The following is a 20993-nucleotide window of genomic DNA, read 5'->3' as shown; positions in this document are numbered from 1 at the left end:
CGGAGCTACGGCCGACGGCGGGTGGTGTATCCACGAAGTCCGTTGAGCGGCAACTCGTGTTCTGCGATGTCCTCGTCCTCGGGTGCCTCGAGGCCACCGCTCGGCTTGGTATCGGCCGTCGTTGCTTCCGTCGAATCGCCCTGTGTCTCGGCCGGATCCGATCTGTCGAGCTCGGCAGGCTCGACGCTTTCCGCGGCCTCGTTCTGTGCGACCGTCTCGTCGGCTTCCCCGATCCGGTCCGTCGTCTCGGTCGTGCTGTTCGTGGTTTCGCCGACCTCGGTGGCCGAGTCGGCCGCCGACTCGCTGCTCGCCCCAGCGTCGCGCGCCCGCGCGGACGCATCGATCTCTGCGTCCTTTGCGGGTGTGGATCCGTTGGTCATCGCTGAGCGGCTCGATGCCGAAGACTCGATCGGCCGAGCCGCGCCACGGGAGCCGTCCGACCCCTCGGTCCCGGATCCGTGGGAAGCGCCGGCACCGTTGGCACTTCTGGAGCCGTTGGAACGACCGGCACCGTTGGTGGCGACCGCACCGTTGGTCATTCCCGAGCCGTTGGTCGGTCCCGAGCCGTTCGTGGTGCCCGAGCCGTTCTTGACTCCGGCTCCGTTGGTGGTTCCGGAACCGTTGGTCGTCGTGGGTGCCGATCCTTCGCGGTCGCCTCCTCGAGCTTCCGATGCGGCCGGCTCGTCGGTGGGGATGTCTATGCGCGGAATGGTCCACAGAGACAGCACCGACTCGTGGCGCGCGGGTGAATCTGCGTGCGTGGACGTCTCGAAGACGCCGGAATCGTCGAACTGCGAGGACTCCAGTGGGACCGGGGTCCAGGCCTCGTCCGAGCTCTCGAGACCTTCCACGACAACGCTGTTGGGCTTGATTCCCAGACGGGCCAATGTGGCCCAGAGGCTTTCCAGCGCCGCGTCGCGGTCCAGGTAGTACTCGGATTCGCGCACCCGCCAGAACGTCCAACCGCATCGCTTGAGCTCCTGCTCACGCTGCAGATCCGCCAACCGCTGAGCCGGTGTCGACAGAAACGTGTCGCCGTCGCACTCGACTGCGAGACGCGAGGAGTCGCCGGTGACGACCAGGGCGAGACGCCGATTGTTGACCTCCACACCAGGATTGACGTGAAAACCTCGCTCTACGAGGTCGTTCCACAACTGCTGCTCGAGCAACGTCTCGAAGGGTGCCTTCCTGACCTCGCGCGAGACATCGACCGGCATGGGATCGGCCGGAGCGGGCGAGACGGAGGTGACATAGCTCAGCAACGAGTTACGCAGGTCCGCTCGCTTGAGACGGTCGACAGTCACCGAGTGGAAGAGCCACAGCTGATCCTGTGCCCGCGACGCCGCCACGTTGAACCGCCGCTTGTACTGATTGGCGGTGAGGGTTGCGAAATTCTGATCGGGTGCCACCACCATCGACAGGAACACGACATTGCGTTCGTCGCCCTGGAAGTCCGGCGGCGTACCGACACGAAGCCGACGCTGTTCCCACTGTTCGATGCCGATCCGCTTGATCAGCTCGTTGCGAATCTCGTCGACCTGCGATTGACCCTGCAGCACAACCACTCCGAAGGTCAGGTTGTCGTACGCGGAATCCTCGAGGCAGTCGGCGATCTGGTCGGCGATCGCGATGGCCTCGGTACGGTTGACCAGTGATGCGTTCTTTCCGGTCACCGTCGCTCCGCGAACGTACGTGTGCCGCAACGGCGGTAGCCGATCAGCACCGAACTGTCGCACGGGAACGAGCGGGGAGTCTCCGTAGAACTGCTGACTCGACCAGTTGATGATCTCGGGCATCGAGCGGAAGTGCTCACGCAACCGCACCACCTGACCGAACCTGGTACGCAGCATGGAGAACAGGCTGGACCGAGGGGTCAGCGTCGCACGCACGTGTTCGGGTAGATCGGGCAGATAGACGTCCAACCGATCGAACACGTCCTCGAGTGTGCCGGCCTGCGGGACGTCCGCCGGTGCGCACTGCCTGTCGTCGCCCACCACGATCACGCGGGGTGCGAGGTACAGCAGGAAGAGACTGGTGATGTCGGCCTGACTCGCCTCGTCGACGATGACGACGTCGAAACTGCCCGGCACCGGCGGAATCGATGCCAGCACCTGGGAGAGTGGCATGACCCAGGCGGGCACCGCACTCTGTGCCTCACGCATCGCCGATCGTGCTGCACTGCGGTAGGTTTCGGCGTACTTACCGGCTCCCGAGCCGATGCTGGAGATGTGCTCGCGGTATGTCTGCAGCGCACGCACCTCGACGGCGGTCATTCGTTGGAGACTGTTACGCCAGGCGCTGGCGGCGGCGAGACGTGTTGTGAGGTAGGCAATGTCGGTATCCGCAGCGGCGAGCTCCGCTTCCAGCTGCTGCTCGAGACCGCCGTGGTGCTGCTCACCGACCCACTCGCGTGCCCGACGCCACGCCCAGGCCTTCGACATCTGCCAGCTCAGCTCGTCCCATTCGACATCGCCGGCGGTGTCCTTGACCAAGTCGAACAATGCGGGTGCGACCTCGGACAGCGACGCCGACATCGATTCGAGCAGAAGCTGATCCTCCTGCTCGGAACACGCCTGCGAATAGGCCGAAACGGCGGCAGCCAATTCCAACGGATCCGCAGTGCTCAACGCACTCACCAGAGACGAGCCTTCGGGCGACGGCCCGGCATCGATGCGAGTGGCAACCGCGAACTGCAGGGCGTCGAGCTCGGCGCGTGCGGCATCGATGTCGATACGCGTGGCGATGGCGTCGGCGGCCCCGGCGACCTCCTGAGCTTCGGCCAGGCTCCGAATCCACGGTGCCGCAGGCGAAATGGTGTACAGCCGGTGCACCAGGGCGTCACGGGCGGCGACGACTGCAGACACCAGACCCAGCCGGTCGGCAATCCGCGCCACGTTGTTGACGCGAATCGAACGCGTGCCGTCGAGAGGAACGACGACGGTGAGATCGGCCAGCAGCACCGCTGCGGTCTGTACGGTCTCGAGCGCGCGAATGTGTTCGGCCACCAGACGCGCGGCCCTCGCCGTCGTCGCGGGTTGTCCGTCGACGGTGGCGACGATGTCGAGAGCCTCGACGGCCTTCTGCTCCTCGCTGCGACGGAACCGGGGCTTCCATTCGATACCCGACTCCAGCGCGCTGGCGAACGCATCCATCGCTGTCAGAGCCGCCTGCGAGCTCGACGAGCACTGCACATCGTGCGCACCGACGTAGCGATCGGACGCAGCTGCCGTCTCGACCATCGCGTCGATTCCGCTGACCCGAGACCATAGGTGGGCGGCCTCGCCGGACAGCACGGAATCGGTCAGGCGTGGGTAGGAGCCGTCGAGTTCGACGACCGCTCGCACTCGGGCGACGAGCTCCTCGCACAGTTGCCTGATCTCCGAGGACACGGTGGGTTCGACGCCGTCGAGCAACGCCACGAGGTCCGCGGCCTGGGGTGAAAGAGTGTCGATTCGTGCACCTGCGCGCTGGCAGAGCGACGCGAGTTCGGCCGAATTCGGCAGCATGGTCTCCGGACGCGGCAACACCTGGCGCGAGCGAAGTTCGCGAGTGCCGTCGGAGCCGGCGATGAGCTTGCGAAGCTGATCGACCTGGGCACCGTCGAGTGGTGGTCGATCGGCGAGCAGTGGGCCGGGCAGCCACTCGTGGGCACCTTCGGCCGCTTTGACCTTGCGCACTATGGACGACACGGTGCCGTCGTATCCATCGGAAACATATTCGTGCACAACAGTTTCGGACTCGCGGAGCGCGCTGACACGATCGAGCAGCTCGGCCCGCCGGGCCAGAGCCGCGCCGCGCTGCGTCGTGAGCGCCTCGATCTTCTGCACCTCGCTGGCCTCGTCGAACGAGGTCTTCCGCTCGGCAATCTTCGCGACACTGCGATTGAGCTCGTCCGAACCACCGCGAGAGAGGTCGGTGATGGACACGCAGAGCTCCTGCAGCTCCGGCGGTAGCTTGTCTCGCAGCACGCGCAAAGCTTGTGACTTTTCACTAGTGACCAGAACCCGTTGACCGCGCGCCAACAGCCCGGACATGAGGTTGGCGATCGTGTGGGTCTTACCCGTTCCTGGCGGCCCCTCGACCACGACGCCACTGTCACGCCCCAGCCGTTCGATGATCTGCGACTGCTCGGCGTTGGCCGGCAGCGGAAACAGCGGGTCCTCCGCCAGTGCCGCCGACTCCCCCGCCCCCGTGCGTTCGAGCCACGCCATCCGATCTGCCGGCTCGATGGCATCGACAAGTTGCGCAAGCCCCAGCGGTACCGGGGAGTCGGCGAACTCGAGGTCGGCGATCATCTGTTCGTAGTATTCGACCAGCGCGAACGAGTCACGAATGCGGAGAACGAGGGCAGGTGAGACGGTCAGCGTCCGGTCGTCGTCGATGTAGGCGAGGGCCCCGGGCGGTCCGAGACGATCGAGCACCTCGATCTCGTGCCGTGGCACCCGCGCCGCCCAGTTCCTCAGGAACTGTTCGACGCCGGCTCCGATGGGCGAGGTGACGGTGTCGTGCAGTTCCTGGGCCAGAGCGACGGAGCCGGAGGTGTCGAAATCGTCCGAACCGGTCAGCAGCTGGCCGTCCTCGAGCCGCGGGGTGGTGCTCGCGGCGAGGCGGACCAGCAGGTCACCGGTGCGCACGTCTCGTTCGATGCTGGCCGACTGTGTGATCAGGTGAGTGCGCACGCTGCGCTGCTGATCGGTGTTGCTCGACGTCAGCAGCCCCGAAGCCACCACGAGTTCGATCGACTCGGGTCGCGACGCGAGCTCCTGCATCATCAGCTGCAGAGCCTGGTACAGAGCGGCCTGCGGTCGCCGATCACGATCCTCCTGCGCCCATTCCTTCCACGATTCGGAGTACTCCTCGAAGGCCTGCTTGATCTCGTAGGCCTTGCGGATGTCGAAGTCGGCATCGGACTCCTGCGCCTCCGCTCGACGGCGGGACGTCACCGAGGATGCGTCGGCCAGCTCGAGTTCGCGGTAGCGGCTGTCTGCAACGACCTGAGGATCGAGCCAACCCGACAGCAGCGCCGGCGGCTCGGGCGGCTCGTCGACCGCGATGCGCGGCGCGCGGAGCACCACACCACCCTGCTTGGCCCGTGGGTCGAGCTGCATGGGCACGTCCCCGGCGTGCACCCACTCGACCTGCACGTGGTCGTCGAAACGCAGCACCGGGTTCGAACGCGCCTCGACGATTTCGCGAAGGAAGCGCAGTAGGCGTTGAACCCTGCTCTTGAGCTCGTCGTCGTGTTCACGACCGGTAGCCGCTGCAGCCGTCACAGTTTCCCCACAAATACTCGAATGGTCGTCCATTTCAGGGACGGTGTTTGCACACCCGGGCCACACTAGCCGTTGAAAACCAGTTGTTCATCGCGTCCTGAGCACACAAAATACGTTCTAGTGCTGGGTCACAAAGACCGACTTCGGTCGCTGGATCCCCCACAGCGGACCGACCCCGCCCTGCCCACGGGTTCACGCCCGGTCGACCACGACAGGAGCCGAATGCGCAAGCTGGTCTACTACATCGCCGTCACCCTCGACGGGTTCATCGCTGCACCGGACGGTAACTACGACTGTTTCGTGCCTGACGGCGACCACCTCGACGCCATCAAGGCCGAACTGCCCGAGACGTTGCCGGTCCACGTGCGCGCCATGTTCGGCCTGGACGGTCCGCCCGCTCGATTCGACACCCTCGTCATGGGCCGCGAGACGGTGCAACCGGCGCTCGACGTCGGGATCGCCAGCCCCTATCCCCACCTGCGCCAGTACGTCTTCTCTCGCACCCTCGCCCCGTCGAACGACCCGACTCTCACCGTCGTGAACGAGGATCCGATCGGACTTGTCAGGAGCCTCAAGGCCGAGGACTCCGAGCTCGACATCTGGATCTGCGGCGGCGGAAACCTGGCCGGTCAACTGCTGCCCGAGATCGACGAGCTGTTCCTCAAGGTCAATCCCGTCGTACTCGGCAGGGGCATCGGCCTGTTCTCGTCCGGGATCGGTCCCGATCCGTTCCCCGCACAGCGGTTCGAGCACCTCGAATCACGCCAGTTCGACAGCGGGGTGAGATTCACCCGGTTCATCCGCCCGGACGCGCGCGAACGATGACGTATAAAGACTGAATGCCTGCCGCGCCGGAGCCAGACCGTGAGCTGCCGAATCGGGAGCTGCCGACCACCCCGCGCGGACTGCGAACCCGATCGTCGCTCGTGGCGGCCGCCCGTCGAGTCTTCGAGGACAGCGGCTACCTCGACTCCCGACTGATCGACATCACCCGCGCCGCTCGATGCTCTGCCGGCACCTTCTACACCTACTTCACCAGCAAGGAAGAGATCCTGGCCGCAGTGCTCGAGCAGGCCAGGGACGACATGCTGCATCCCGGGACCGAGCGGGTGAACCCGCACGACGATCCGGTCGCCGTGATCGCCGCGAGCAACCGTGCGTACTTCGAGGCCTACCGACGCAACGCGAAGCTGATGGCGCTGCTCGAGCAGGTCTCGAACATCGATCCCGAGTTCCGACGCCTCCGCCGTGAACGCGCCGATGCCTTCGTCAGGCGCAACGCCCGCAGCATCGAGAGCCTGCAGAGCCGCGGCCTGGCCGACGCGGAACTCGATCCCCTGCTCGCCTCCCGCGCACTGTCCTCGATGATCAGCCGGCTCGCGTTCAATCACTTCGTCGTCGACGCCGCAGACGGCCACCCACCCGCGGACTCCGAGGATCTGCTGGCGACGGCGACGAGACTGTGGGTCAACGCGCTGCGACTGCCGCGTGTGAGCGAGGGTGACAGGTGAGGGAGACCGCACTCGGCGACGAGCGAAGCAACTCGAGCCGATCGGCTCGAGTTGTACCCGCCAGTAATGTACTCGCCGGTAGCAAGGGAAGTCGTCGAATGACGAATTACGCCTCGCGCCAACGCTACTCGCGAGTACGTTAGCGAGGTGAACAGAACTCGATGGCAACTTCGCAGCCAAAGTGGTTGCCACAGAAAATGATTCACTTGTTGGTGATCAATCACACTCACGCCGAACGCCGTTGGCGATGCACAGGGCCTCTTTGCCGTTAGAATGAGCCGATCGGAGTGCCGCATGATGAACGAGAAATTGACATGCCCGGCACCAATCCACGTTCCATCGAGTGCACCGACGCGGTGCGCCCACACCGAGCGAAGAGAGATACGTTGTTCAAGCGGATTGCAGTAGTCAACCGAGGCGAGGCAGCAGTACGCCTGATCCGAGCCGTCCGAGAGCTCAACGCCGAACACGATTACGGCATCCGCACCGTAGCGCTGCACACCGAGGCGGAGAAGCGGGCCATGTTCGTCCGCCAGGCCGACGAGGCGGTCACGCTGCGCAAGCCTGCGACCGGCTCGGCGTACCTCGACTACGGCGTCCTCGAGGCCGCGCTGGTCGAGTCCGGTGCCGACGCGGTGTGGGTCGGCTGGGGCTTCGTCGCCGAGGACCCGACGTTCGCCGACCTCGTCGCCCGCCTGAACATCACCTTCATCGGCCCGTCCGCCGACGCGATGCGCCTGCTCGGCGACAAGGTGCAGGCCAAGCTCCTCGCCGAGAAGGTCGGCGTCCCCGTCGCACCGTGGTCCGGTGGACCGGTCGAGACCCGCGCGGACGCTCGCCGTCACGCCGCAGCGATCGGCTACCCGCTGATCATCAAGGCCCGCTCCGGCGGCGGTGGCCGCGGTATCCGCAAGGTCTTCCACGAGGACGAACTCGAACTCTCCCTCGAACGCACCCAGGGTGAGGCCGAGCGCTCGTTCGGTGACCCCGTCGTCTTCCTCGAACGGCTCGTCACCGATGCCCGCCACGTCGAGGTCCAGGTCATCGCCGACAGCCACGGCAACGTCTGGGCCCCAGGTGTGCGCGACTGCTCCATCCAGCGCCGCAACCAGAAGGTCATCGAGGAGTCGAGCTCACCGCTGCTGACCCAGGAACAGGCCGACCAGCTGCGCACCGCCTCGGCCGAGCTCGTCAAGGCCGCCGGCTACCAGGGCGCAGGCACCGTCGAATACCTGTACCAGCCCGAGCAGAAGATCTTCACCTTCCTCGAGGTCAACACCCGACTCCAGGTCGAGCACCCCATCACCGAATACACCACCGGCATCGACCTGGTGAAGCTGCAGATCCTCGTCGCCGACGGCCAGGCACTGCCCGGCGAATGCCCCACCGAATTCGGCCACGCCGTCGAAGCTCGCCTCAACGCCGAAGACGCCGACAACGGCTTCGCACCGGCTCCCGGCACCGTCGAACTGCTCAAGTTCCCCCTCGGCACCGGAATCCGCGTCGACACCGGCATCGCCCAGGGCGACGTCATCCCGCCCGACTACGACTCCATGGTCGCCAAGGTCATCGCCTGGGGCCGCGACCGCAGCGAAGCACTGGCGAGGTTGCGCAACGCACTGCGTGAGACCACCGTCGTCATCGACGGCGGCACCACCACCAAATCCTTCCTGCTGAGCCTGCTCGACCGCGAGGAAGTCATCTCCGCCTCCGCCGACACCGGCTGGCTCGACCGCACCGAGGCCGGCTCCCAGGTGGGCCCGACGGCAGTCGCCGACATCGCCATCGTCGCCGCAGCCATCGACGCCTACGACGCCGAGGAAGGCCGCGAACGCACCGCCTTCCTCAACTCCGCACGCGGCGGTCGGCCGCGCGCCACACACGCCATCGGCCGCACCGTCGAACTGAACTACCAGGGTCAGGCATACAAGCTCGAAGTAGGCCAGACCGGCACGCACCGCTACAGCATCGACGGTGACGGCATCGGCGATCTTCAGGTCGACGTCGAACGCCTCGGCACCTACGAGAGCCGTCTGGTCATCGGCGACCGTCGCTACCAGGTGGTCACCGTCGCCGGAGCCGCGCACTTCCTCGTCGAGGTCGACGGCATCAGCCACCAGATCTCGCAGGACGAGGCCGGGTTGGTGCGTGCACCGGCACCCGCCGTCGTCGTCGCCGTCCCGGTCGCCGTCGGCGACGAGGTCGAAGCGGGACAGACCCTGGTCGTCCTCGAATCGATGAAGATGGAAACCGCCGTCCGGTCCCCCTACGCGGGCACCGTGCGTGAAGTACTGGCCTCGGTCAACGGACAGGTCGACGCCGGAGCAGCACTGCTGCGCGTCGATCAGGCCGGTGAGCAGAAGGTCTCCGAGCAGGCACCGCGCGTGCAGTTCCGCGGTATCGACGACGCCGCGCAGCGATCGCCGCAGCGCCGCGCACTGGACCGACTCGACGAACTCGCCGCCCTCATCACCGGCTTCGACGTCAGCGGAGCCCGCGCGCGAAACCTGTTGTCCACCTACGAGACTCTGCGTGCCGATGTTCCGCGCAACGATTCGGGACTGGTATCCGCCGAGCTGGATCTGCTCAACACGTTCGCCGATATCTGCGAGCTCTCCCGTAACAGGCCGACGATGGACGAGGAGAGCAACGACGAGCGCGTCCACTCCCCCCGCGAGCACTTCCACTCGTTCCTGCACTCGCTCGACGCCGATGTTCAGGGGCTCCCGGATTCGTTCCGCGCCAAGCTCACTCGCGCACTCGCACACTACGACGCCGCCATCGACGAGGGCCGTACCCCCGAACTCGAAGAAGCCGTCTACCGCGTCTTCCTCGCTCTGCAGCGCATGGAGAACCAGGTTCCGGTCATCGCGGCCCTGCTCGGCCACTGGCTCAGCGACTGCTCGGCGCAGCCCGAAGCCACCCCGGCCATGGCCGAGGTACTCGAGCGACTGATCGGTGCCACCCAGGCCCGCTACCCCGTCATCGGCGACGTCGCCCGTAACCTGCGCTTCCGACTGTTCGACGAGCCACAGATCCGCAGTGCACGCGAAAAGATCTACGACGGCGTCCGCGGCAGCCTGCAGTACCTGGCCGAGAACCCCGACGCAGCCGACTACTCGGCCCGCATCGCAGCTCTCGTCGCCACCCCGGAACCGTTGATCGAGCTGCTGGCACAGCGGATCACCGATCCCGGTGCCCTACTCGAAGTGATCACCCGTCAGTACTACGAGATCCGCACCCTCGAAGACGTCAAGGCCTTCGACCGCGACGGCAAGCACTTCGTCACCGGCAACTTCGAGCTCTCGGGCGAAAGGCTGCATCTGGTCTCCACCGCAACCGATTTCGATTCGCTCGCAGCAACTCTGGATTCGGTCGACGACATCGCCGGACCGGCACCGGAGAACCTGGCCGTGGACCTCTACCTGTCCTGGCCGGACGCTCCGACCGACGGCGACGAGCTCTCGGCCCAGCTCCAGTCCGTGCTGGCCGCGCACCCCGGCACGGGCCGCTGGCGCCGCGTGACGGTGACAGCGTTCGGGTCCGCTGCTCGAAAGATGACCTACCGTCGCACCACGGTCGAAGGATCCGAGCCTCTCGCCGAGGACACGATCATTCGAGACATGCACCCGCTGACCGGTCAACGACTCGACCTGTGGCGATTGAAGAACTTCGACGGAGTCCGGTTGCCCGCCAGCGCCGGAACGTACCTGTTCCACCTGACGTCGAAGGCCAACCCCTCCGACGAGCGACTGGTTGCCCTGGCCGAGATCCGCGGCGTCACAACGCAGTTGGACGACGCCGGAAACATCGTCGCGGTACCCGAGATCGAACGCACCGTCGCGGCCTGCCTCGACGGTATCCGCCGCGCTCAGGCCGGGCGTGGCAAGAAGCGACTCGACGCCAACCGCGTCGTGCTCTACGTCTGGCCGGTACTCAACGTTCCCGCCGACCGCATCGCCACCATCGCCCGCCACATCGCACCACTGACGATCGGTGCAGGCCTCGAGGAGATCACCCTCATCGCCCGTCTGGCCGAGACGCCGGGCGCGACGCCACGCGAAGTGGCACTGCGACTGTCGTACCGATCCGGTGCAGGCATCGTGGCCAAGGTGACGCCGCCGCCGACCGAGCCGATGCGTCCGCTCGACGAGTACACCCAGAAGGTTCAGCGGTCCCAGGCCCGCGGCACCGTGTACCCGTACGAGCTGATTCCGTTGCTGAGCAGCAACGGTGGCTCGTTCACCGAGTACGACTTCGACGCAGACGGCGTGCTCGCACCGGTCGACCGTCCTTACGGCCGCAACACTGCGGGCGTCATCGTCGGCGTGGCGACCACACCCACCGCCAAGTACCCCGAGGGCATCACTCGCGTCGCACTGTTCGGCGACCCGACCAAGGCACTCGGTACCGTCGCCGAGGCCGAGTGCTCGCGAATCGTCGCGGCCATCGACCTCGCCGAACAACTCGGCGCACCCGTCGAATGGTTCGCATTGTCTTCCGGTGCAACGATTTCCATGGAATCGGGCACCGAGAACATGGACTGGGTTTCGCGCGGCCTGCGTCGCATCATCACCTTCACCCAGGCCGGCGGTGAGATCAACATCGTCGTTGCAGGTATCAACGTCGGCGCGCAGCCGTACTGGAACGCCGAAGCCACCATGCTCACCCACACCAAGGGCATCCTGGTGATGACCCCCGACAGTGCGATGGTGCTCACCGGAAAGCAGTCCCTGGACTACTCGGGCGGCGTCTCGGCCGAGGACAACTTCGGCATCGGCGGCTACGACCGCGTCATGGGCCCCAACGGCCAGGCGCAGTACTGGGCACCGAACCTGCGCGCGGCGTGCGACATCCTGTTCGCGCACTACGACCACGCGTATGCCGCTCCGGGAGAACGCTTCCCGCGCCGCGCAGCCACCGCAGACCCGACCGAGCGCGACGTGCGGACCTACCCGCACGTGCACCCGTCGAGCGACTTCACCACCGTCGGCGACATCTTCTCCTCGGTCACCAACCCGGACCGCAAGAAGCCGTTCGACATTCGCACCGTGATGCGCGCCGTGGTGGACCAAGACCACTCGGTACTCGAGCGGTGGGCCGACATGGCCGACGCCGACACCTCCGTGGTGTTCGACGCCCACCTCGCCGGCATCCCCGTCAGCGTCATCGGCATCGAATCGCGGGCCATCCCCCGCAAGGGCTGGTTCCCGTCCGACGGCCCCGATCAGTGGACCTCGGGCACCCTGTTCCCGAACTCGTCGAAGAAGACAGCACGCGCCATCAACGCAGCCAGCGGAAGCCGGCCGATCGTGGTGCTGGCCAACCTCTCCGGCTTCGACGGATCACCGGAATCGCTGCGTAACATCCAGCTCGAATACGGTGCCGAGATCGGCCGTGCCATCGTCAACTTCGACGGACCGGTTGTGTTCTGTGTCGTATCGCGTTACCACGGAGGCGCTTTCGTGGTGTTCTCCGGAGCGCTCAACGACAACATGGAGGTCCTCGCAGTGGAGGGCTCCTTCGCCTCCGTGCTCGGTGGTGCCCCGGCAGCAGCAGTGGTGTTCACCCGCGACGTCAACGCCCGCACCGCAGCGGATCCGACCGTCAAGGAACTCGAGACTGCGCTGAACACCGCCACCGGCGACGCCACCCGCTCGGCCCTGCGCGTCGAGCTCGCCACCGTGCGAGCGAACGCCCGCAACGCCAAACTGGGTGAAGTGGCAGCCGAATTCGAGGCAATCCACAACATCCAGCGTGCGCAGAACGTCGGATCGGTGCACCACATCGTCCCCGCCGCCGAACTACGCCCGCAGCTGGTCGCCGCAATCGAACGCGGAATGGCGCGGTCGCTGGCGAAGTAGGGCCTGGCTGGACGCGAACGCGCGTGCGTTTGCTGGATGCTCGCGGCATGGTTACCTATTCCGCGAGCGTCTGGCGAATGCGCGCGCGTTTGTCGGGTCGGGAGCAGAGTGGGCCAGCGAGCGGGAGCCGGCGACGACGACTCAGGGCATAAGGGACTGGAGGGTTCGGGCGCTGACGAAGCGCCGCGGTTCGCCGGTGAGTGGGTCCGTGAAGTTCAGAGCCCGGGCGAGAAGCTGCAACGGCCGGGTGAAGTCGTCGGCCGGGACTGATGTGTACATCGGATAGTACGGGTCGTTCACGATGGGAATTCCCAACGACGACAGGTGGATTCGAAGCTGGTGGGTCTTGCCCGTCTTGGGGAAGAGTCGATATCGGGCGGACGTGCCGAACGTGTCGACCAGTTCGATCAGGGTCTCACTGTTCGGCTCCCCCGGCTCCTCGTATGCCGTCATGACCCCGTGCTCTTTGAGGATTCGACTTCGCACGACGCGCGGAAACTCCAGCGCTGCATCGAATCCCGCAACTGCCTCGTATTCCTTGGTGACCTTGCGCGAGGAGAAGAGTTCCTGATACGGCCGTCGGGCATGCTTGGTCTTGGTGAAGAGCAACACCCCGGCGGTGGCGCGATCGAGTCGGTGCGCGGGCGTCAGGTCCGGGCAATCGAAGTGCCTGCGGAGCCGCACTGTCGCTGTTTCGGTGACGTGCCGGCCGCGCGGGATGGTGGCGAGGAAGTGCGGCTTGTCGACCACCAGCAGATCGTCGTCCTCGTGCAGGATGCCGATCTCGAACGGCACCGGAACTTCCTGCGCTGGAACGCGATAGAAGTACACCTGGCTGCCGGCGCGGTACCGCGTATCGACGGAGATGGGCCTGCTCTTCTCGTCGACCACTTCGGCGTCGAACACGGCCCTCCGCCAGTCGTCGTCGGGCATCTCACGTTCGAGATACTCCACGATGGTGGTGGCCGAATCACCATGCGGCAACAGCAGTCTCAGCGGAGCGAGACCGTCCCGGAAGGGCAGCATCGTCAGGCGCAGTCGAGGCAGATCAACCGCAGACCACGGCCGGCGTCGCCGTCGAAGTCCTGGTACCGGGACGTCGGATTGCCGCAGGCACTGCAGCGACCGATGACGGCGGTGTGGTCGGAGAAGTTCTGCGCCATCCGCTTGTCGAAGACGAACAGCGAACCCTCCCAGAGCGCGTCGTCGCCGAAAGTCTCTGCATACCGAACGATTCCGCCGTCGAGCTGATACACCTCTTCGAACCCACGGGCGACCATCAAGGACGAGAGCACTTCGCACCGCACTCCCCCGGTGCAGTACGTGACCACAGGGGACTGCTTCAGATGGTCGTAGGCACCGGAATCGAGTTGGGAGACGAAATCCTTGGTCGTCTCGACGTCGGGCACCACCGCATTCTTGAACTTGCCGATCTCCGCCTCGAAGGCGTTGCGGCCGTCGAAGAAGACGACGTCCTCGCCGCGGGAATCGACGAGCTCGTGCACCTGCTCCGGGCTCAGATGGGTGCCGCCGCCCACCACTCCGTCGGCGTCGACCTTCAACTCACCGGGGGCACCGAACGTGACGATCTCGTTCCGTACCCGCACGCTCAGGCGCGGGAAGTCGTTGCCCAGTCCCTCGGACCACTTGATGTCGGCCGTCGCAAAAGCGGGATAGCTGCGGGTGCCGCGGACGTACCTCTTGACGTCGTCGACGTCACCGCCGACCGTCGCGTTGATCCCGTGCTCCGAGATGAGGATGCGTCCGGTCAGGTTGTTGGACGCGGCCAGCGTCTGTTGCCACAGCCGGATCGCTTCGGGATCGGGTAGCGGAGTGAAGACGTAGAACAGGACGATTTTCGGTACAGCCACGCCGACCAGTATGGCGCGCTATCCGGCAGGCGGTGCCGCCGCCCGGACACGCTGGGTGCCCGAGTCGACGGTGAAGCCCGCTCCCCAGTACACGCCGGTCTGCGGATCCTCCTTGGCGGTGAGGAACCAATGGTCCATCCGAGCGGCCGATCGGGTGACCTCGAAGACGCCGAAACCGTGACTGTCGAGGTCCACGAACTTCACGTGCTGGTTGAGCGCCTTGAACGCCTCCTCGGCGACGCGGCCCAGCGTGTGCGGCGGAGTACGCGTCAGGTCGTCGATGTTGGCCGAGCTCACCGAGGTGACGACGAGCTCCGTGGCAGCGGGCTCGGTGGTTGCGTACTGCGCCGCGTCGAGGGGTACCTCGCAGGCCCATGCCGAGTGGATGTCGCCGGTGATGAAGACAGTGTTGTCGACGCCGGCGTCGACAATGGCACCGAGCAGCTTGCGGCGGTCGGCGGTGTAGCCGTCCCACGGATCGGCGTTGTACGGCAGACCGCCCTCCGGGATCCCAAGAAGCGAGGTGACTGCTCTGGCCGCGTCCCGATCGAGCGGAGGAATCAGCGTGGGCGTGATCATCACCGGGTTGCCGACGATCTTCCACTGCGTCGGCGACGACACGATGCCGTCGGTGAGCCACTGCATCTGCTCCGCGCCGGTGATGGTCCGGTTGGGCGAATCGACCTCGGGCCCGTTGAACGGCAACACCTGCTGCGAGCGGTAGGTCCGCAGATCCAGCATCGACAGCTCGAGAAGGTTGCCGAACCGGAGCCTGCGGTACAGGTGACGGTTGGTCGCGGTGCCTGCGGCGCGCACCGGCATCCACTCGTAGTACGCCTTCTCCGAATTGGCTTTGCGGGTGTACCAATCACCCTCGGTGGCCGGTGTGTGGTTCTCGGCACCGCCGTCGTACGCATCGTTTGCGGACTCGTGGTCGTCCCACGTGCAGATCCACGGCACGTCGACGTGCGCGGCCTGCAGATCGGGATCGGACTTGTACTGACCGTGGCGCTGACGGTAGTCGGCGAGCGTGACGATCTCGTGGGTGGGCGAATGCTGCCGGATCACCCCGTCGCGGCCCGGGAACCCGCCTGTCTCGTACTCGTAGATGTAGTCACCGAGATGGACGATGGCGTCCAGGTCTCCTCTGGCAGCAAGATGCCGATAGGCACCGAAGTAGCCCGACTCCCAGTTGGAGCACGAGACGACTCCGAAGCGCATCGAATCGATGTCGGCATCGTTGGCCGGAGCGGTGTGCGTGGTGCCGACGGCCGATGCCGCGTCGCTCGTCCGGAAGTCGTAGAAGTACGTGGTGTCTGCAGCGAGGCCGTCCACGTCGACCTTGACGGTGTGATCGGTGTCCGGACCGGTGGAGACGGTTCCGGAGGAGACGACGTCACCCATGTCTGCGCTGCGGGATATCCGCCACGTCACCGATACCTGCGGGCCGACGCCGGAACCCGGGGTGGCGTCGGGCGTGGGGGTGAGCCGAGTCCAGAGGACGATCGCGTCGGGCAACGGATCTCCCGACGCCACCCCGTGCAGAAAGCCTCGATCGCTGCCCTGCGCGTGTGCGGTGGCCGGCAGTGTCGTGACGACTCCGGCCACCGCGACGGCCACCGACGACGAGCGAAGAAACGTCCTTCTGGAAAGCGCAGACTCAGCGTGCATCGGGTCAGTCCATGCGATGGATGGTCGGTGGTCAAGTAAGGCGCACCTGGGTCGGCCACAGTGTTCACCGGCCGGCCATGTGCCGGATGCTGGTTTGCCGGAGCGGAGGCGGGAGAACACTCCGAGAATGGACGCTCTGTGGTTGTTCGGTGATCAGCTCGGTTCGCACTTTCATTCGGTCGACGCGCATGCCGAGCGAGACGTGCTGATGATCGAGTCCCGGCGCGTGTTCCGGCGTCGGCGATACCACCGACAGAAGCTGCATCTCGTGTTGTCGGGCATGCGTCATCTGGCCGACGAGCTGGGCGATCGCGTCACCTACCTGCAGACCGAGACGTATCGCGAAGGGTTGGCCGAGTACGGCAAACCCGTCGTGGTGTTCGAGCCCACCTCGCACGCGGCGGAGAAGTTCGTCGCCGCACTGCACGAGGAGGGCCTGGTCTCGGAGATTCTGCCGACCCCGATGTTCGCGCTTCCCCGCGCCGATTTCGCGGAGTGGGCAGCCGAGCGCGGCACATTTCGGATGGAGACGTTCTACCGCGAGCAGCGCAAGAAGTTCGGGGTGTTGATGGACGGTTCCGAACCGGTCTCCGGAAAGTGGAACCTCGACGCCGAGAACCAGTCGCCGCCGCCGAAGGGACGTCTGACCCTCGGCGTGGAGGAACCGTGGTGGCCGACCGAGGACGCCATCGACGAGCACGTGCGCGCCGACCTCGACGACTGGGACCTCGACACCGTAGGAGTGGACGGGCCCCGAGTGTTCGCGGTGACGGAGTCGGAGGCGTCGGAGGCGTTGGCACACTTCGTGAATTACCGCTTGGACGATTTCGGCAAGTACGAGGACGCGGTGATGGCCGACGACTGGACGATGTCGCACTCACTGCTCTCGGTTCCGCTGAACCTCGGCCTGCTGCAACCACTGGACGTGGCGCACGCAGCCGAGGAGGCCCACCGAGACGGCACGCCGCTGGCGAGCGTGGAGGGTTTCGTTCGGCAGATCCTCGGCTGGCGCGAGTACGTGTGGCACCTGTACTGGCATCTGGGGCCGGAGTATCTCGAACGCAACAAGCTCGAAGCCCATGAGCCACTACCGAATTGGCTGACGGACTTGGATGGTGATGCCGTGGTGGCGAAATGCCTGTCCAGCACTGTGGACGGCGTGCGCGAGCGCGGCTGGGTGCACCACATACCTCGACTGATGATCCTGGGAAACTTTGCGCTGCAACATGCCTGGGATCCGCGAGCGTTGACCGACTGGTTCGCAACGGCTTTCGTCGACGGGTTCGCCTGGGTGATGCCGGTGAACGTGATCGGCATGAGCCAGCATGCGGACGGCGGCGTGATTGCGACCAAGCCCTACGCCTCGGGCGGGGCATATCTGAACCGCATGACCGATTACTGCAAGCCGTGCGAATTCAACCCGAAAAAGCGACTGGGCGACGACGCCTGCCCCTTCACCGCCGGCTACTGGGCTTTCGTCCACCGGCACCGCGAGATGTTGGCGCTCAATCACCGCACGGCGCGGCAGGTGTCGTCGATGAACAGACTCAGCGACCTCGAGCAGGTGTTGGAACAGGAGCGGCAGCGCGAGGTGTACTGATGCGCCGGATGCCTGAACCGAGGATTTCCGAACTTCGAGAGCGTCGCGCTCTGTGACGAATCGCCGCCGCGGTCGCCACCACTTTCGCTCTTCGCTATTGCGATGCAACTGGAACGACGCGCCAACTGGGGTGCGACGAAACGCCACATCGGTCCGATGGCCGTACGTTGGGCGAATCTGCATGCGCGACGCTCCCCACATGGTCGCGGACCGCCCGCGCGGCAGATGAACCGCCACGAAGACACCCAAGTAACGCCAGCGGCGGATGGGAAAGAGTTGGCGCTGGTCATATTAGGCGTAAGAAATCGAAATAGTCACCGCGCTGCTCGGACTGGAATCGCTGCAGCGATCACCATCTGGAAACGGGCTCCGCGCTCCTACCACAAGCTACCGACAAGTTCTGATTCGCGAATCTTTATGCACACCAATAGTTTTCGATTGCACTATCATTGCGTATCGAACACCCGTTCGATACACTTGGTCCATGACGACGGGGATCTGGCAACTGAGCGAGAGTGAACTCCTCGCCGACGCTGCCGCGGTCTCCCACAAAATCCAACTGCTCGAAGCCCGGCGGATCGCCCTCGTCGGCGAGATCGACACCCGCGTCTCCCGCGAAAAACTCGGCTTCCCCGGTCCCGCCGGCTGGCTGACCTCCACCACCCTGCTCTCGCCCTCCAAAGCCAACAAGATCGTCGCCCTGGGCCGCGGCATGAAGAACTTCCCCGACATCGCCGACGCCGTCAACACAGGCGTCATGACCGTCGACCACGCCGCCCTGATCCTCACCTTCGCAGAAACACCCCCGAAGAACCTCCCGCAAGTCGGGCAGGACATCGCCCGTAAGGCCATGATCAAGGCTGCGACCGGACCGCAAGCGCGTACCGGCCGCATCCGCGAAGCGATCACCAAGCTCAGCGACAGATTCGGCGGCAACAAACCACCTCCAGAAGACACCGACCGCAACGAACTCTTCGCCTCCAAGACCTTGAACGGCCGGTTGGTACTCAAAGGAGACGTCGATGCGATCACCGGAGAAAAACTCCTCACCGCACTCTCACCCCTGACCGAACCCCGACCCGCCGCCGACGGCACCGAAGACGACCGCAGCCCCGCCAGGCGCCGAGCCGACGCCTTCGGGCACATCCTCGACCAATACCTCGCCTCCAGTAACCGCCCCATCGAAGGCGGTGAACGCCCGCACCTGAACCTGCACATCCGGTTGCAGGACCTCACCGACCTCCAGAGCCGCGGCGACGAAGACGACATCACCGACGACGAAACCTCACGCGCAGCAACAGAATCCGGAACCGACACAGTCGATCCGGTCGACATCAACACCGGCGTACCGATTCACCCCGACACGGCAGAGTCAGACACCGGAACCGCCCACACTGACAGTGACACCGGCAGTGACACCGGCAGTGACCGCTGTGCAGCGGATCCTGGCGCGTATCGCGACTTGTTCGGCGACGGCACCACGGTCGGGTGGCTGCCGTGGATGGGACCGCTCTCCCGCAACACCTCCCGCCAGTTGGCGTGTGATTGTGTCCTCACTGCCATCGTGATGGACGAGCACGGCAACCCGTTGAACCTCGCCCGCACCGCACGCACCGTCACCGCCAAACAACGCAAAGCCCTCATCGCCCGCGATCACGGTTGCGCCTTCCCCGGCTGCGGAAAACCCGCCGCCTGGACCGAAGGACATCACATCTGGCACTGGGGCGACGGCGGCCCCACCGACATGAACAACCTCGTCCTGCTCTGCGGATTCCACCACCGCCTCATGCACCACTCCGACTGGGAAGTGTTCATCGGCGAAGACAACCACCCCTGGTTCGTACCACCGGCCACCGTCGACCCCTACCGACAACCCCGACCATCCCACGCCCGCGCAGGCCCCCACATCGCCTGAGCCCGCCCACACGCCATCCACCAACGACACCAGCCCCGCACCGAGAACACGGTGCGGGGCTGGACGAGATTGTTCGACAGGCTGATTCGGTCGAATCAAGGATCAAACACCGCGGTCGTGCCACATCACCTCGAGCAGGTGTTGGAACAGGAACGACAGCGCGAGGTCTACTGACCTAGTTCGCGTCGAGCTTCGCGATCGCCTCGTCGATCATCGGCACGTATCGCTCGAGTGCCCACGGCACCGTCAGGGGATTGATGATGGACGAGCCGGTGACGAACGACTGATTCGTCGGTGCCACGACCGAGCCACGGGATACCGCCGGAATCTGCTGGTATGCAGGCTGATTCTCGGTTTCGGTGCGGTTCTGGGGATCCGAGTAGAAGGTGAAGATCAGGTCCGAGTCGTTCAACAGATTCGCGTTCTCCAAACCGATGACCGCCGAGTCGGTGCCCTCGGTCTCGTCGAGGGTGTTCACCACCGGATCGACCTGCAACCCGAGCGCGCGGACCATCGCGACGCGCTGCTCGTCGGCGAGGAACACCCCGAGCGTCCCCGGACCGGTGTTGTAGATGTACGAGAAGCTCACCCCCGCGTATTCGGGGTGCTCGCTGGTGGCGTCGGCGAAGCGTGCCTTGATCTTGTCGATCTCCTCCGCTGCCTTCTGCTCCTCACCCATCGCCTTGCCGATGACGGTGATCTGGTCGTCCCAGGTGATCGTCCACGGCTGCTCCTCGTAGGCGACCACCGGCGCGAACTCGCTCATCTTGTCGAACTGATCCTGCGTCACTCCCGACCACGGAGCCAGGATGAGATCCGGTTCGAGGGCAGCAACGGCTTCGATGTTGAGTTCGGTTCCACCGGTGAATTGTTCGGGAAGTTCGGCACCCAGCTCGGTGACTGTGTCGTGAACCCACGGCAGATACCCCGATTCGTCGGCACCCCACGAGTACTCCTCGACGCCGACCGGGACGGTACCCAGCGCGATCGCCGTCTCGGCCGAGCCCTGACCGAGAGTCACGATGCGCTCGGGCTTCTCGGTGATGACGGCCTGCCCCAGAGCCGAATCGATGGTGACGGCGGCAAAGTCGCCATCACCGGCCTGTTCGGGCTCGGCAGTATCGGCAGACGAGCACCCACCGACCACCAGGGCCGACACAGCGAGCGCGGACAGCAGGGACGCACGGCGAGCGAAACGTCGACCGGCCGTTGGAGCAGAGAACATGGATACCTCTCGACAGACTGGCGGGTTAGAAGTAAGTAAAGGCTAACCTACAAGAGCGGCTCG

General features: G+C 65.4%; 10 protein-coding genes. 5 read left to right on the top strand and 5 right to left on the bottom strand.

Features of this window, described 5'->3' with window-relative positions:
- Nucleotides 1-5: 5 nt before the first annotated feature.
- Nucleotides 6-5273: an AAA domain-containing protein gene (locus tag R4P57_RS10605; protein ID WP_317802771.1), complete on the bottom strand. Its 5268-nt coding sequence runs from the start codon at nucleotides 5271-5273 to the stop codon at nucleotides 6-8.
- 222 nt (nucleotides 5274-5495) lie between these two features.
- On the opposite strand from R4P57_RS10605, the gene R4P57_RS10600 reads away from it, so the two are divergent.
- The 3 genes from R4P57_RS10600 to R4P57_RS10590 all read left to right on the top strand — a co-directional run bounded on the left by R4P57_RS10600 (nucleotide 5496) and on the right by R4P57_RS10590 (nucleotide 12648).
- Nucleotides 5496-6098, top strand: a complete 603-nt coding sequence (locus R4P57_RS10600) for a dihydrofolate reductase family protein (protein WP_317802770.1) — start codon at nucleotides 5496-5498, stop codon at nucleotides 6096-6098.
- Nucleotides 6099-6112: 14 nt separating this feature from the next.
- Complete coding sequence (locus R4P57_RS10595) at nucleotides 6113-6784, top strand: TetR/AcrR family transcriptional regulator (RefSeq protein WP_317802769.1); 672 nt, start codon at nucleotides 6113-6115, stop codon at nucleotides 6782-6784.
- A gap of 386 nt (nucleotides 6785-7170) precedes the next feature.
- Nucleotides 7171-12648, top strand: a complete 5478-nt coding sequence (locus R4P57_RS10590; protein WP_317802814.1) for a carboxyl transferase domain-containing protein — start codon at nucleotides 7171-7173, stop codon at nucleotides 12646-12648.
- A gap of 141 nt (nucleotides 12649-12789) precedes the next feature.
- Here R4P57_RS10590 and R4P57_RS10585 read toward each other — a convergent pair whose 3' ends face one another.
- The 3 genes from R4P57_RS10585 to R4P57_RS10575 are packed head-to-tail and all read right to left on the bottom strand — an operon-like array spanning nucleotide 12790 to nucleotide 16190.
- Nucleotides 12790-13674 (bottom strand): pseudouridine synthase, encoded by an 885-nt coding sequence (locus R4P57_RS10585; protein WP_317802768.1) that lies wholly within the window; start codon nucleotides 13672-13674, stop codon nucleotides 12790-12792.
- Nucleotides 13675-13676: 2 nt separating this feature from the next.
- On the bottom strand, nucleotides 13677-14519 hold the full coding sequence (locus tag R4P57_RS10580; RefSeq protein ID WP_317802767.1) for a rhodanese-related sulfurtransferase: 843 nt from the start codon (nucleotides 14517-14519) through the stop codon (nucleotides 13677-13679).
- Between the two features lie 18 nt (nucleotides 14520-14537).
- The gene (locus tag R4P57_RS10575) at nucleotides 14538-16190 is read right to left on the bottom strand and encodes an alkaline phosphatase D family protein (RefSeq protein ID WP_317802766.1); all 1653 of its coding nucleotides are present in this window, start codon (nucleotides 16188-16190) and stop codon (nucleotides 14538-14540) included.
- 127 nt (nucleotides 16191-16317) lie between these two features.
- On the opposite strand from R4P57_RS10575, the gene R4P57_RS10570 reads away from it, so the two are divergent.
- Entirely contained in the window at nucleotides 16318-17790 is a 1473-nt protein-coding gene (locus R4P57_RS10570) for a cryptochrome/photolyase family protein (RefSeq protein WP_317802765.1), read from the top strand.
- A gap of 484 nt (nucleotides 17791-18274) precedes the next feature.
- The gene (locus R4P57_RS10565) at nucleotides 18275-19705 is read left to right on the top strand and encodes an HNH endonuclease signature motif containing protein (RefSeq protein ID WP_317802764.1); all 1431 of its coding nucleotides are present in this window, start codon (nucleotides 18275-18277) and stop codon (nucleotides 19703-19705) included.
- 175 nt (nucleotides 19706-19880) lie between these two features.
- Here R4P57_RS10565 and R4P57_RS10560 read toward each other — a convergent pair whose 3' ends face one another.
- Nucleotides 19881-20930: an iron-siderophore ABC transporter substrate-binding protein gene (locus tag R4P57_RS10560; RefSeq protein ID WP_317802763.1), complete on the bottom strand. Its 1050-nt coding sequence runs from the start codon at nucleotides 20928-20930 to the stop codon at nucleotides 19881-19883.
- Nucleotides 20931-20993 lie beyond the last annotated feature (63 nt).

Source organism: Rhodococcus sp. IEGM 1330 (assembly GCF_033142445.1).
Lineage (GTDB): Bacteria > Actinomycetota > Actinomycetes > Mycobacteriales > Mycobacteriaceae > Rhodococcoides.
This window is presented reverse-complemented; position numbering and strand designations above follow the sequence as displayed.